Raw genomic sequence first — 13,714 nt, 5'->3', positions numbered from 1 at the left:
ACATGGCGGAACCGGAGCGGACGACCGAGCGCAGGATGCGGCCGGGCCCGCTGCTCTTCGAGCCGTCGGAGGCCGCCGCCGACCCTGAGCACTTCTTCGACCTGGAGTCCATGGAGGACCCGCGCGAGTTGCTGGCCCGCGCGACGGAGCTGGCACTCGCCTTCCGGGCGGCGACGGACCGGGCGGTGGAGTTCCAGGCCGTCGCGGCGGCCCAGCTGGCGGATCCCCGCCGCTTCGACCGGCTGACGCCCGCGGACATCGCGGAGCGGGCGGGCTGGACCGAGGACTATGCCCGCAAGATGATCGACTTCGGCGAGGAGCTCCTGCGCGGCGCTGTCACCTAGGGCCTCTCGTTTGGATCATGCCGGGCTCGCGGGCCCTGGCACGCACTCCCCCGTAGCCCTCCGGGCACGGGAGGTGCCCCCACGCCGCGTTGTCGTAGGTCGGCATGGCTCCTCCCCCGTAGCCCTCCGGGCACGGGGGCACCCCCAGCCTCCCTCCTCCGCCTTGCGATCGCACGCACCGGACCCCGCTCGCTGATCCGGCCTGATCCAAACGAAAGACCCTGGCCCGCTCCGCGGGGCCCGGGCGGGCAGCCGCCGCTACGGGGAGTGGGGGCGGGGCTCCCGTCAACATCACTTCGCATATGCCGACGGCGCAAGATACTCCCCTCCGCCCCGTCCTGTCCTTGTTTCTGCCAACCCGGTGAAATTGCAGTATCACCCCCGGTAAGCATGAAGCATGACCGCATGGCTTCGAGACCCATCCCTGCTGACGCACGTGGCCGCCGACGAGGAGGACCGCGCCGCGGCCCGTGTGACACCCCCCGGCGCCGGCTGGCTCGCCTCCGCGGAGACGTACCCGCGGTCGGCGCTCGCCCAGTGGGAGGCGCGGCCGACCGCCCCCGCCGTGCTGCCCTGCGGCTCCGTGTTCGACGTGGTGACCGTGCCCTCGGTCTTCGGCCGCCGGATGCTGGACCGGCTGTGGGAGGAGGGCCCCGGGTCCGGGCCCGTCGCCGTGCACCGGGGCCGGATGATGCTGTTCGCCGCGCCCGGCACGGCTCAGCGGCTGCCGTCGCTGCTCGACTGGGAGGAGTGGGGCGACTCCGTTCCGCCACTGCTGTGCCACGGCACGGGCGACGCGGTCACCGTCCCGCCGCTGATCCCCGCGAACACCGCCTCCGAACCGCGCTGGGTGGTCGCCCCGGACACCCGCCGGCCCTGGCTCCCGGGCCCGGAGGTCCTGCTGTGGGCGTGTGTACGGGCGGTCCGCGCGAAGGCCTCCGCGGGGGTGCGTGTATCGATTTTTCCTCCCGCCGATCAGGATGCTAAGGTCTACGACGTCAGCAGGCGCCGCTAGCTCAGTTGGTTAGAGCAGCTGACTCTTAATCAGCGGGTCCGGGGTTCGAGTCCCTGGCGGCGCACAGACGGAAGAAGGTCCCTCGCGAGAGCGGGGGACCTTCTTCGTGTCCGGAACAGGACGGCGCTAGGCAGTGGTGATCTTCACCGTCCACGCCCCTGTCTGCGTCCTTTCCGCGACCTCCACCCGCGCCCGTCCGCCCGGCGGCCCCGGCATGGTGAAGGTCTCACCGACCCGCAGTGGCGCGTCCGCGAGCGGCGGGAAGACCGACTCCTCCCAGCAGGCGTCCGTGTCCGGGTGGGTGTCGACGACCTCGACGGGCCCGGCTCCCGACGCCGTCTCGGCCCGCACCCGGTAGAGGAGCACGCCCTCCGTACAGGTGTAGGTGTCGTTGCCGGTGGCTCCGCGGGCCTCGATCGCGAGCGCGCTGTCGGGTCCGGTGCGGACGACCGCCAGCCGGGTCCCGATGCTCCCGCCGCCCACGGGCGCGGCGGCCACGGGTTCGAGGGTCACCATGCCGCTGCCGCGCTCCGCGGAGACGCACCGCACCTCCTGCCGGGTCAGCCAGCCCAGCTTCCACTTGTGCCAGCCGAACAGGTCCGGTGCGAGTCCGAACTGGCTGCCCATGACGTCCCAGTCCCCGACGTGGGTGTCCCAGTCGCCGTTGCCGTCGACGGGCCGGTGGTAGAGGTCGGGCAGGTCGAAGACGTGGCCGGTCTCGTGGGCGAGCACGTTGCGGTCCGGCGGGTGGCGCTCGAAGACGGTGACCACCCGCCGGATGTCAGTGCCATCGGCGTTCAGCGACCGGTCCAAGTTGACGACCTTGGTCGCGTCCGAGTCGACGCCGGGCGCGTCGGGGTCGGCGACCAGGTAGACGATGTCGTACTCGGAGAAGTCGACCTCGCGGTCGGCCACGTCGATCGCGTCCCGGAGATAGGCGGCGCGCTTCTCGGGGTCCCAGTCGCGCTGTATTCCGTAGGCGGCGGAGGGCTTGGGCATGGGCAGCCACTCGGTCAGCGGCTCGGCACGCAGCGAGAACTTCCCGTACGAGGCGCGCAGGAAGAAGTCGCTGGTGGCGGGGAAGTGGTCGGCGGCGAGTTCGTGGGGGGCGTTCAGCGGCTCGGAGTCCGGGAACGAGAGGAAGATCATCACCGCGTCGAGGCCGGTGGCCGGCCGGGTGTAGGCGGCGTTCCAGGTGTCGAGGCCCAGCGAGTGGTGGGCCGCGGTCCGGGGCAGCGCGCAGGGGCCGCCCACGGAGTCGGCGACGGCCGGACCGGCCACGAGGGAGGTGGCCGCGAACGCCAAGAGGGAAGTGAGCCCGGCGGCGGCACTCCGCAGCCGCGCCCTTTCCACTCTCCCGGGTGTTCCCTCGGGCGACTGCTGACCCTCCACGTGGACCTCCGGCTGCGGAATGCAGGTTGCGTCACCCACCTTGTGATGTTTTCTGATGGTTCGCCCTGTTCCGGTGCCCCACTCGGGTGACCGACCTGACACCGGGCCGATGCCGCTCCGAGACCCGACGACACTCCGATGGCTCACGGAAAGTCACATTCGGTCAGGGGTCGCCAGAGCCCGGTCCGGACCCATGCAGAAACGATCGGCCGTTCCCTCTGGAGGCCCTGTCGCATGATGGTCACGCTGGAAGGGCCGCGTCCGCTGCCTCTATGATCGGCACACTTTCCCCGAGTTCTTGCTGGATTTCTTCGCCGACTGCCTTGGCGGGCCGTCCCCCGACCACATTTGTACGACCCTGTACGACACAACTGCACTGCGGGAGTGAGCGGTGAGCGGAACCTCCGAAGGACAAGGGCCCGCGGGCGTCGCAGTCCCCGGAAGCATCCGACCCTCGGTCACGGAGCGTCACAACTTCGGCCGGACGTCGTCCGAACTGCGCGACTACCGGGCCGCCTTCAACGCGGCACAACTGGCCATGGCCGTCGTCGACCACCGGGGCCTGGTGATCAGCGCCAACGAGGCGCTCGCCGCGCTGCTGGGCACCCGGCCCGTGGAGCTGCGCGACCGGTACGCGGCCGACCTCATCGACCTCGCCTCCGACGCCCGCACCTGGCACGCGTACCGCGAGGTGCTGCGCGGCCGCCGCTCGCGGTTCCGCTGCACCCGCCGCCTCAAGCACCCGGACGGGCGTGCGCTGTGGGCAGAGGTGACCGTCTCCCCCGTGCCCGACAGCGGCACCGTGCTGCTGTCCGTCGCGGACATCAGCGACCGGCGCGAACTGCGGGCCAGGCTGCGGCACCTCCAGATGCACGACCCGGTGACCCGGCTGCCCAACCGGGCGCTGTTCTTCGAGCGACTGACCGCCGCACTGGAGTCCTCCCCCTACGACCAGGGCTCCACCGGCCGGATCGGCCTGTGCTACCTCGATCTCGACGGGTTCAAGGCCGTCAACGACACCCTCGGGCACCGCGTCGGCGACCGGCTGCTCGCCGCCGTCGCCACCCGACTGGCCGAGTGCGCGGACGCGGGCGGCACCGGGCGGGGCGGCGGCCATCTGGTCGCCAGGCTCGGCGGTGACGAGTTCGCGATCCTCGTCGAGGACTCCACCGGCACGGAGCAGGTCGCCGACCTCGCCAGGTCCGTACTGGCCGCCCTCCAGGAGCCGTTCGACCTGGCCGGCCAGCGGCTGTCGGTGTCCGCGTCGATCGGTGTCGTGGAGCGTGCGGTGTCGGGGACGAGCGCGACCGGCCTGATGCAGGCCGCCGACACGACGCTGTACTGGGCGAAGGAGGACGGCAAGTCCCGCTGGACGCTCTTCGACCCCGAGCGGAACGCGCACCGGATGACCCGGCAGGCGCTCTCCTCGATGCTGCGTCCGGCCGTGGAACGCGGGGAGTTCACCCTCGAGTACCAGCCGCTGGTGGGCATGGCCGACGGAGTGACGCGTGGTGTGGAGGCGCTCGTGCGCTGGAACCACCCGCGGTTCGGCACGCTCACGCCGAATCGGTTCGTCGCGATCGCCGAGGAGGACGGCTCGATCGTGCAGCTCGGGCAGTGGGTGCTGCGCACGGCGTGCCGGCAGGCCAGACAGTGGCAGCTCGACCACCCCGACGTCCCGCCGCTGTTCGTCAGCGTCAACGTCGCCGTGCGGCAGGTCTGGGACTCCGACCTGGTCGCCGATGTCGCCGAGATCCTCGCGGAGACAGGTCTGCCCGCACATCTGCTCCAGTTGGAGCTCACCGAGTCCGCGGTGATGGGGTCGGCCGGCCGGCCGCTCCAGGCGCTCCAGGCGCTGAGCGACATGGGCGTGCACATCGCCATCGACGACTTCGGTACCGGCTACTCCAACCTCGCGTACCTGAGCCGGCTGCCGGTATCCGTACTGAAGCTCGACGGAACGTTTGTCCGCGGCTTCCAGGACGAGGCCCACGCCAACCCGGCCGACGAGACGATCGTCCAGGCCCTGGTGGAACTGGCCCACCGGCTCGGCCTGACCGTCACCGCGGAGTGCGTGGAGACCTCGGGCCAGGCGTCCCGGCTGCGCCGGATCGGCTGCGACACGGGCCAGGGCTGGCTCTACTCACGCGCGGTCGGTCCGGAGCGCATCGCGGAGATGCTGGGCGCGGGGCCCTGCCCTCAGCCGGCCACGACTCCGGGCTGAGAAATCCTCGCCCTGCCGCTCACGGCGGCGGGGGTGCCGCGGTCCGGACACGGGGATCCCCCACGGCCGCCGGCCGTGGGGGATCAGTACGTGGTGGGTCGGTTCAGCAGGCGCCGAGGTCCTGCCAGACTCCCCACTCGCCCGTGGTGCCCGGCTCCTCGCCCTGTGTCCACCACTTGGCCTTCCAGAGACGGCCCTTGTGGGAGGCCTCGCCGCCGTTGTTGTAGACGGCGGTGGAGGTCCAGGCGGCCGCGGTGCAACCGGGCTGCGGCTCCGTCGGCGTCGGCGTGGGGGTCGGCTCGGTCGGCGTCGGCGTCGGCGTGGGCTCAGGGTCCGTCGGGGACGAACCGACCGCGGTCACGATCTGGTGGAACAGGGTCGCCCCCGTGTCCAGGCCGAGCAGCGAGTACATCATCGCCCCCGCCAGCCCACGCTCGTGCGCGTAGTCCGCCCGTGCCTGGACGGCCCGCCGGTCGAGGCCGGTGAAGAACTCACCGTCCTTGTAGAAGTACGCGGCCTTCGCCTCGTCGTCCCAGAAGGTGGTCGCCGGGTTGTCGACGATGCCGCCGAGTTCCTTGTAGTGCGCGATGCCCGCCTGCTGGCTGACGGGCCGGGCGGCCGACGCGCCGGTGGCACTGCCGCCGAGGCCGTTGCGGGTGCCCGCCGGGACGCCCTTCCAGCCGCGGTAGTAGAACTCGTACCCGAGCGTGAGCTTGCCGGCCGGGAATCCGCCGGCGATGCCGTAGGCGCTGTTGCCGTCGATCCACGCGTCGATGGCGTTGTCGATCGAGTACTTCTGGGTGCCCGGCTTGACGGGGTCGGTCGGGTCGGACGCCGGGGAATACAGCGGCGACTGGTGGTACGCGGGCCCGTCGCCGTCCCAGGCGCCGTGCATGTCGTACGTCATGATGTTCGCGTAGTCGAGGTACGCGCCGATCTTGTCGGTCTCGATGTGCCTGATCTTGTCCTGGCCGGCCGGGAGGGCGGCCGTCAGCAGGTACTTCTTGCCGCCGTGCGCGGCGCCGTACGCGTCGAGCTGCTTGCGGAACTCGGCCAGCAGCAGCGTGAAGTTCTGCTTGTCCTCGGGGCCGTAGTGATTGCCGAGGTGACCGTCGGGCGAGCCCGGGTACTCCCAGTCGATGTCGATGCCGTCGAAGATGCCGGCGGCGGTGCCGGGGCCGCCGTAGCCGCCCTCGACGGGCAGGTCTCCGGCGATGTACTGCTTGACGCACGAGGCGACGAACTTCTTGCGGCTCGCGTCCGTCTTGGCCGCGTCGTGGAAGTACTTGGAGTAGGTCCAGCCGCCCAGCGAGATGTTGATCTTCAGGTGCGGGTGCTTGGCCTTCAGCTCCTTGAACTGGTTGAAGACACCCACGATCGGCTGGTTCCAGGTGTCGGCCACGCCGTCCACGCTGTCGGTGGCCGAGAAGGAGCGCTGGTAGTCGGCGTACGAATCACCCGCGCCGTCACCGGCGTTGGGGTTGGCGTCGTCGCCGGCGGCCTTGTTGGCCTCGAAGCAGGTCAGTTCGGTGGGGTGGATGTTGCCGAACGAGTAGTTGATGACGTCGAGCTTCTCCGCGATGCCCCGGGTGTCGAGGTGCTTGGGGTAGAAGGCGTTGCCGTACACGCTCCACTGGTCGTAGTAGGCGATCTTGACGCCACCGGTCGAAGCGGCCGCCGGCGCTGCGTCGGCGGCCTGGGCGGAACCGGGGCCGACGACGGCCGCCAGCGCTCCGGCGGCGAGTGCCGCGCTGGTGAGCGCTGCGAGCAAGGGTCTGCGGACGTGCACGTGCGGCCTCCGAGGGGGGTGCGTGGTACGGGAGTTGGAGCAGTGATAGCCGCCGCCCGAACCCCGCGTCAATGGTCTGCACCAAATGAGGACTAGACCAATTTGAGCCAGAAGCAACTTGTCAGAGGCCTGCACCCGTTGCGAAAAACCGCCCGCCACCCTGGGTGACGAGCGGTTTAAGCCCTCGTTAATGAGCCACTGCCGAACGGCTCAGGAAGGAACCGGCGCGGCCGGAAGTCCGTACGCGTCGGCGATGAGTTCGTAGCTGCGCAGTCGGGCCTCGCCGCCGTGCGCGTTGGCCGTGATCATCAACTCGTCGGCGCCGGTGCGCTTCTGGAGGTCGTCGAGTCCGGCACGGACGGCGTCCGGCGTGCCGTGCACCACGTTGCGCAGCCAGCTCTCGGCCACTTCGCGCTCCATCGGGCCGAAGTCGTACTCCTCCGCCTCCTCCGGCGTCGGGATCAGCCCCGGACGGCCGGTGCGCAGCCGCACCATGGACAGCGCGCCGGTGAGGACCTGCCGGCGGGCCTCCTTCTCGTCGTCGGAGGCGAGCGCGGAGACGCCGATCAGGGCGTACGGGGCGTCGAGCACCGCGGACGGCCGGAAGGACTCGCGGTAGAGGTCCAGCGCCGGGACGGTGTTCTGCGCGGAGAAGTGGTGCGCGAAGGCGAACGGGAGCCCGAGCACACCGGCGAGCCGTGCGCTGAAACCGGAGGAACCTAGCAGCCACAGCGGCGGGCGGGCCGGCGACTGGACACCGCCGGGCGCGGTCGCCTGCACGGGGCCGGGGACGGCGTGGATGCGGGCGTACGGGTGCCCGTCGGGGAAGTCGTCGTCCAGGAAGCGGGTCAGCTCCGCGAGCTGCTGCGGGAAGTCGTCCGCCCCCTCGTTCAGCCGGTCGGTGCGGCGCAGGGCCGCCGCCGTCGCGCCGTCGGTGCCGGGGGCCCGGCCGAGACCGAGGTCGATCCGGCCCGGGGCGAGCGCCTCCAGCGTGCCGAACTGCTCGGCGATGACGAGCGGCGCGTGGTTGGGCAGCATCACGCCGCCGGAGCCGAGGCGGATGCGCTCGGTGTGGGCGGCGAGGTGGGCGAGGATCACGGCCGGGGACGAGGACGCGACACCGGGCATGGAGTGGTGCTCCGCGACCCAGTGCCGGTGGTAGCCGCGGCTCTCCGCGAGCCGTGCCAGGTCCACGCTGGTGCGCAGCGCGTCGGTGGCGGTGCGCCCGCTGCCGACGGTGACGAGGTCGAGCACGGACAGGGGTACGGGGGCGGTCCCGGCCGCCGTGCCTCGGATCTCGTCCACTGCGTCTGCGTTCACCGCTGAGCCCTCCTGCGTCTGTCGTACGTAGCCTCGACAGCCAACAGGAGGGCGACTCCGGTTATTCCCCGCACGTCCGGAGGCCCGGGCCGGCGGCGCCCCGCTCAGGCCGTGCGGACCACCGCCCTGTGCACGGCGCCCAGCGTGCCGGGCGTGATCCGCAGCTTCAGGGACGGGCCGGTGGCGAGCACCCGCACGGAGCTGTCCTGGGAGGTCACGGAGGAGACGCGGCGGTCCCATGTCAGGTCGATCGTGGCGCCGTCCCGCAACGGTCCGGAGACACACACCGTCGCGGTGCCGGCCCCGCTCTCGCGGATCATCACGGAGGCCGGCGCGCTCGCGGTCAGCGCCCCGACCGTGCCGCCGAACCAGAAGTTCACGCCGGTGAGGCCGACCTTGGGGACGTGCACCCCCTGATGGTCGGCGGTGTTCGCGAGGACGGTGAGCCACTCCGTGTCGGCTGCCCGTGCGGCGGTCTGCGCCTCGCTCGCGCCCGGCATCAGGACGTACGCGTACGTCGCCCACGTCGGGTCGGTGCCGTGGTCGAACCACAGCGTCAGATAGCGGCGGGTGACCGGGTCGGTCACAGCGCCCTTGTTGATGTCCGACCAGGCGCCGGTGCGGGCCTGGCGCAGGGCCTTCACGGTGGCGCCGCCCGGGAAGACGTAGCCGGCGTGGCCCGCGAGATGGGCCCAGCGGGCCCCCGTCAGGGTGGCGCTCCAGCCGGGCGCGGTGGGCCGGGGCGTGCCGTCGACGGTGAAGCCGTGCACGCCGTCCGCGCCGAGGTTGCGGTTCTCGACGACGGACTCGACGCCCGTGCCGTCCCGGCCGTGGATGCCCGCGCCGAGGCAGACGACCGCGTCGTCGAGGAAGAACCAGGACTTCTTGGCGAGGAGCGTGGAGGACAGCCCCTTGAGGTACTGGCCGACCGCCGCGTACGTCCCGTCGCTCGCGCCGCCGACCCAGCGGGCGTCGGGGCGGGCCGCCCCCCAGGTGCCTCCCTCGCCGTCCGCCAGCGTCTTGCGGGAGGCGGTGGTGCCCGGCAGCCGGTAGGGGTCGACCGTGGGCCAGAAGTCGTCCGAATACTGGCCGTTGGCGAAGGAGTCGCCCCACCAGTAGAGCATTCCGGAGCCGCTGTGCCAGGCGCGGAGGTTCTCGCCGTTGCCGTTCTCGTAGTAGGTGATCCGCTGGGAGGCCATGGAGAGCGCGGCGGCCCAGCCGGGGCGGCGGTGCACCGCCCGGTCCATCGCCGGGAAGAGACGGTGGCCGACCGGCTCCGGGCCCGGCAGCGCCGGGCCGTCGGCGACGGCCTTCAGCCGGGACAGCTGAGCCACCCCGAGCGCCTGGCTGGTCAGGACCGGGCGGTAGTAATCGCGGTCGATCCAGCCCTTGACCATCGAGTCCCAGCGGGCCTTCTCCGCGGCGGAGGCACTGCGGGCGAGCAGCGCGATGCAGGCCATGATCGAATGGCCGCGCTGGTGGTCGTCCTGGTGGAGCCCGGTGGTGTCCGACTTCTGCACGCCCCGGCTGACGGCGCGCCCCGAGACGCCGTCCATGGCGAGCCCGTTGAAGAGGAAGGGCGCGTACGCCTTCTCCACCGAGTCGAGGACGATCTGCCGGCCGGCGTCGGTGATCTCCCAGGCGGAGCCCTGGAGGAGGGCGAACATGAGGGAGAGGCCGCCGAGCATGACGGCGCCGTACGACCCCGCGTAGGGGACGTAGGTGTGCTGGATGAAGCTGCCGTCGGCGTGGAGGCCGTCGCCCGAGGTGACGTAAGGGAAGACCGGCGAGAGCGCGTCTCGTGCGAGGGCGAGCTTGGCGGAGTTCTTGCCGATCACCCCGCGCAGGGCGAGGACGCGACACAGGTCGACACGGTTGGCCCCGGTGGAGGTGCCGGTGTACTGGGCCACGACGCTGTCCGGGACGAAACGGTCGACGGCCGCGCAGTGGTCGGCGAGCCGGGCGGCGCCCAGGTGGTCGTGGAGCAGGACGTCGATGTCGAGCAGCGCCTGCGGGATGCCGATCTGCCAGTTGTACCAGTTGCCGTAACGGACGCCGCCTGCGTGGTACGCCTCGTCGTGCAGGTGGTCGAGGCCGGTGAGGATGTCGGCGAGCAGGCCGGCGTCCCCGGTCAGGCCGGTGCCGGGCCTGCTGTGGGCCTCGGCCAGGGTGCGCAGCCGGTTGAAGCTGATGCCGAGGTTGCCGGAGTAGGTGTACGACTCGGCGTCGGTGTCCGGCTCCGGGTCGGCGTACGGCAGTTCGGGCCAGAGCGAGCCGTTCGCGGGGGCCATCGTCGAGCGGAGGGCGGCGGCCGTGCGGCCGAGGGCGGCGAGTTTGGAGGCGTACGGTTCCGCCGTGGGGCTGTAACCGGTGCCGAGGATCAGATCGTGCCAGGTGAGGCGGAGCGCGTCGTAGGCGTCGGCGGCGTGCGCGGGCGGTGCCGCGGCCGTGGTGAGCGGGCCGGCCGCGGCGGCGGCCAGGGCGGCGACCGAGGCGGCGCGCAGCACGGCGCGGCGGGACAGGAAGGCGGCGGGGACGGTGGAGGACATGCGGAGGAACCTCCGGAGCCAGGGGGCGTCGTGGGCCTCGGGCCCACGCTCGGGGTGAGCGGTTTCTCTCACAGGCCCGAACAACGAGTCAATGAATCGCGCATTCTCTGCTCGAATTGATTGTTCGAGCAGAAACGTGCACAGTCGATCAGAGGGCGGCTACACTGCAGCTCAGCCCGAGGGAAGGGGAACCCGAGCAGATGCACGCCGAAGAGAGGCATCAGGCGATACTCCGCAGGCTGCGCGAGCACGGATCGCTGCGCGTCACCGAGTTCGCCGAGGAGTTGCAGGTCTCGCCGGTCACGGTCCGCCGGGACGTGGAGGCCCTCGCCGAACGCGGCCTCGTCGCCCGGGTGCACGGAGGGGCCGTCCTGCCGGAGACCCGCACCGGGACGGCGGGCGGTGAGTCGCGGCCCCGCCCCCGCGGCGAGGAGCCGGTCTTCGGGCTGATCGTCCCGGCCGCCGACTACTACTACCCCGAGGTCATCAAGGGCGCCCGCGAGGCGGCCGCGGAGCACGGCGTACGGCTGGTCCTCGGCATCTCCCAGTACAGCTCCGACGAGGAACGGGCGCAGGCGCGCCAGATGCTCGCCGACGGCATCGACGGGCTGCTGATCACGCCGTGCAGCTTCGCCGTCGCCCAGCCCTGGCTCGCCGAACTGCCCGTGCCGCACGTGCTGGTGGAGCGCCGCCCCGGCGACGACGCCTCCGGCGCCGAGCGCGTGGTCACCGACCACGTCCACGGGGCGCGGCTCGCCGTACAGCATCTGGCCGGCACCGGACGCCGGCGCATCGGCCTGATGCTCCGCGACGACAGTCCGCACGGAGAACCGGTGCTGGAGGGCTACCGCGGCGGTCTCGCGGCTGCCGGCCTCGACGCACCGGGAGCCGGTCCGTACCGGCTGCCGCCGCCGGCCGGCGAGGCGGCCGAACGGGAGAGGCTGCTGGCGGACTTCACCACGGCGGTCACCGACGGCCGGCTCGACGCCGCGCTGATCCACAACGACCACGACGCCATCGTCGTGCTCCAGCGCCTGCGGGCGCGCGGCATCGACGTGCCCGGTGACGTCGCCATCGTGGCCTACGACGACGAGGTCGCCTCCCTCGCCGACATCCCGCTCAGCGCGATCGCCCCGCCCAAGCACGCCGTCGGGGCGGCGGCCGTCGAACTGCTCGCCCGCCGGCTGGCCGACCCGGGCAGGGCCAGGCACCGGCTGGCGATCCTGCCCGAGCTGCACGTCCGCTCTTCCAGCGCCTGATCGACCGGCAACCATCACGTCCGACGGAGAGACCCTCATGTTCCGTGTTTCCACCGAGGGTTTCTCCCTCGACGGCCGACCCCTGCGCCTGCTGTCCGGCGCGCTCCACTACTTCCGGGTGCTGCCCGAGCAGTGGCCCCACCGGCTGCGGATGCTCCGCGCGATGGGCCTCGACACCGTGGAGACGTACGTGCCGTGGAACCTCCACGAACCGCGCCCCGGCGTGTACGACTTCGACGGGATCGCCGACCTCGACCGGTTCCTGCACGCGACCCGCGAGGCCGGGCTGCACGCGATCGTCCGGCCCTCGCCGTACATCTGCGCCGAGTGGGAGAACGGCGGACTGCCCTGGTGGCTGCTGGCAGACCCGGAGGTACGCGCGCTGCGCTGCCAGGACGCGGCGTATCTCGCGCATGTGGACCGCTGGTTCGACCGGCTGATCCCCGTGGTCGCCGCCCACCAGGTCAGCCACGGCGGGAACGTGCTCATGGTGCAGGTCGAGAACGAGTACGGGTCCTACGGCACGGACACGGGCTACCTGGAGCACCTGGCGGCCGGGCTGCGGTCACGCGGCATCGACGTGCCGCTGCTCACCTCCGACGGCCCCGACGACTTCTTCCTGACCGGCGGCACCCTCCCCGGGCACCTGGCCACGGTCAACTTCGGCAGCCGCCCGGCGGAGGCGCTCGCGGACCTGGCGCGGCTGCGCCCGGACGATCCCGCGATGTGCATGGAGTTCTGGTGCGGCTGGTTCGACCACTGGGGCACCGACCACGTCGTACGTGACCCGGCCGATGCCGCGGGCGTCCTGGAGGAACTGCTGGCGGCCGGGGCCTCGGTCAACATCTACATGGCGCACGGCGGGACCAACTTCTCCACCTGGGCCGGCGCCAACACCGAGGACCCGGCGGCCGGTACGGGCTACCGGCCCACCGTGACCTCGTACGACTACGACGCGCCCGTCGACGAGCGGGGAGCGGCGACCGAGAAGTTCTGGGCGTTCCGCAAGGTGCTGGAGCGGTACGCGGACGGGCCGCTTCCCGCTCCCGAGCCGCCGGCGCCGCTGCTGCCGGCCGGCGAGGTGGCGCTCGAGGAGTCCGTACGCCTCTTCGACGTGCTGGACCTGCTGGCGGGGCCCGAGGTTCGGGCCGCGGAGCCGCCGTCGTTCGAGGAACTGGGCATCGGCCACGGTCTGGTGCTGTACGGCAGCCGGATACCGGGCCCGCGCGGCCCCTATCCCCTCTCGGTGCAGGGGCTCGCCGACCGTGCGCACGTCTTCGTGGACGGCGCGGAGGCCGGTGTGCTGGAACGGGACGCGGTCGAGTCGCTGCCCGGCATCGCCGTGGCCGGGCGGCACGCACGGGTGGAGCTGCTCGTCGAGTCGATGGGCCGGGTCAACTACGGGACCGCCCTCGGTGATCGCAAGGGGGTCGCCCGGGTGCTGCACACCCAGCAGATGCTCCACGGCTGGTCCGCGCGGGCCATGGAGCTCGGCCACGGCACGCCCGACGGTCTGCCGTGGGGTACGGCGGGCTCCGGCCCCGGGCCGGTCTTCCACCGGGGGTTCCTGGACGTCTCGGAGCCGGCCGACAGCCATGTGGCGCTGCCCGCCATGCGCAAGGGCTACGTCTGGGTCAACGGCTTCTGCCTGGGGCGCTACTGGGAGCGGGGCCCGCAGCGGACGCTCCATGTGCCGTGGCCGCTGCTGCGGCGGGGCCGCAACGAGATCGCCGTCCTGGAGCTGGACGGGCCGCTGCCCCGGGACCGCCGTCCGGTGGTGGAGCTGCGCGAGGCGCCCGAGCTCGGCTGAGGCGGGTCCGCG

General features: G+C 72.0%; 9 protein-coding genes and 1 tRNA gene. 6 read left to right on the top strand and 4 right to left on the bottom strand.

The genetic code is table 11. The annotated features are described in order from the left end of the window. Nucleotides 1-2 precede the first annotated feature (2 nt). From ACTMTU_RS24240 to ACTMTU_RS24230, 3 genes are all read left to right on the top strand, one after another. Nucleotides 3-344, top strand: a complete 342-nt coding sequence (locus ACTMTU_RS24240) for a hypothetical protein (protein WP_441265582.1) — start codon at nucleotides 3-5, stop codon at nucleotides 342-344. Nucleotides 345-741: 397 nt separating this feature from the next. After that, nucleotides 742-1,359, top strand: coding sequence for a bifunctional DNA primase/polymerase (locus ACTMTU_RS24235; RefSeq protein ID WP_441265581.1), 618 nt, complete (start codon nucleotides 742-744; stop codon nucleotides 1,357-1,359). Continuing rightward, nucleotides 1,350-1,423, top strand: a tRNA-Lys gene (locus ACTMTU_RS24230). The genes ACTMTU_RS24235 and ACTMTU_RS24230 overlap by 10 nt, the downstream gene beginning before the upstream one ends. 62 nt (nucleotides 1,424-1,485) lie before the next feature. On the opposite strand, the gene ACTMTU_RS24225 is transcribed toward ACTMTU_RS24230, so the two are convergent. After that, nucleotides 1,486-2,751: a M6 family metalloprotease domain-containing protein gene (locus ACTMTU_RS24225; protein WP_441265610.1), complete on the bottom strand. Its 1,266-nt coding sequence runs from the start codon at nucleotides 2,749-2,751 to the stop codon at nucleotides 1,486-1,488. Between the two features lie 445 nt (nucleotides 2,752-3,196). Here ACTMTU_RS24225 and ACTMTU_RS24220 point away from each other — a divergent pair, with 445 nt between their 5' ends. Next, on the top strand, nucleotides 3,197-4,975 hold the full coding sequence (locus ACTMTU_RS24220) for a putative bifunctional diguanylate cyclase/phosphodiesterase (protein ID WP_441265609.1): 1,779 nt from the start codon (nucleotides 3,197-3,199) through the stop codon (nucleotides 4,973-4,975). A 103-nt stretch (nucleotides 4,976-5,078) separates the two neighbouring features. Here the strand turns inward: ACTMTU_RS24220 and ACTMTU_RS24215 are convergent, their stop codons facing one another. From ACTMTU_RS24215 to ACTMTU_RS24205, 3 genes are all read right to left on the bottom strand, one after another. Further along, entirely contained in the window at nucleotides 5,079-6,764 is a 1,686-nt protein-coding gene (locus ACTMTU_RS24215; protein ID WP_441265580.1) for a glycosyl hydrolase family 18 protein, read from the bottom strand. A 210-nt stretch (nucleotides 6,765-6,974) separates the two neighbouring features. Then, on the bottom strand, nucleotides 6,975-8,084 hold the full coding sequence (locus tag ACTMTU_RS24210) for an LLM class flavin-dependent oxidoreductase (protein ID WP_441265579.1): 1,110 nt from the start codon (nucleotides 8,082-8,084) through the stop codon (nucleotides 6,975-6,977). 104 nt (nucleotides 8,085-8,188) lie between these two features. Continuing rightward, nucleotides 8,189-10,633 (bottom strand): polysaccharide lyase 8 family protein, encoded by a 2,445-nt coding sequence (locus ACTMTU_RS24205; protein WP_441265578.1) that lies wholly within the window; start codon nucleotides 10,631-10,633, stop codon nucleotides 8,189-8,191. Nucleotides 10,634-10,833: 200 nt separating this feature from the next. On the opposite strand from ACTMTU_RS24205, the gene ACTMTU_RS24200 reads away from it, so the two are divergent. Then, a complete protein-coding gene (locus ACTMTU_RS24200; protein ID WP_441265577.1) occupies nucleotides 10,834-11,892 on the top strand; it encodes a substrate-binding domain-containing protein in 1,059 nt (352 codons plus the stop codon). Between the two features lie 37 nt (nucleotides 11,893-11,929). Beyond that, nucleotides 11,930-13,702 carry a glycoside hydrolase family 35 protein gene (locus ACTMTU_RS24195; RefSeq protein WP_441265576.1) on the top strand — a complete coding sequence of 591 codons (1,773 nt, stop codon included), beginning with the start codon at nucleotides 11,930-11,932 and terminating at the stop codon, nucleotides 13,700-13,702. The last annotated feature ends 12 nt before the right edge of the window (nucleotides 13,703-13,714 follow it).

The organism is Streptomyces sp. OZ13, assembly GCF_052068155.1.
Lineage (GTDB): Bacteria > Actinomycetota > Actinomycetes > Streptomycetales > Streptomycetaceae > Streptomyces.
The sequence above is the reverse complement of the archived record's forward strand: the minus strand, read 5'-3'. Positions and strand labels throughout refer to the sequence as shown.

Bases quoted from the DNA above. Each gene is read 5' to 3' on its own strand.
- ACTMTU_RS24240 (WP_441265582.1), top strand. From the start codon at position 3: ATGGCGGAACCGGAGCGGACGACCGAGCGCAGGATGCGGCCGGGCCCG.
- ACTMTU_RS24235 (WP_441265581.1), top strand. From the start codon at position 742: ATGACCGCATGGCTTCGAGACCCATCCCTGCTGACGCACGTGGCCGCC.
- ACTMTU_RS24205 (WP_441265578.1), bottom strand. From the start codon at position 10,633: ATGTCCTCCACCGTCCCCGCCGCCTTCCTGTCCCGCCGCGCCGTGCTG.
- ACTMTU_RS24200 (WP_441265577.1), top strand. From the start codon at position 10,834: ATGCACGCCGAAGAGAGGCATCAGGCGATACTCCGCAGGCTGCGCGAG.
- ACTMTU_RS24195 (WP_441265576.1), top strand. From the start codon at position 11,930: ATGTTCCGTGTTTCCACCGAGGGTTTCTCCCTCGACGGCCGACCCCTG.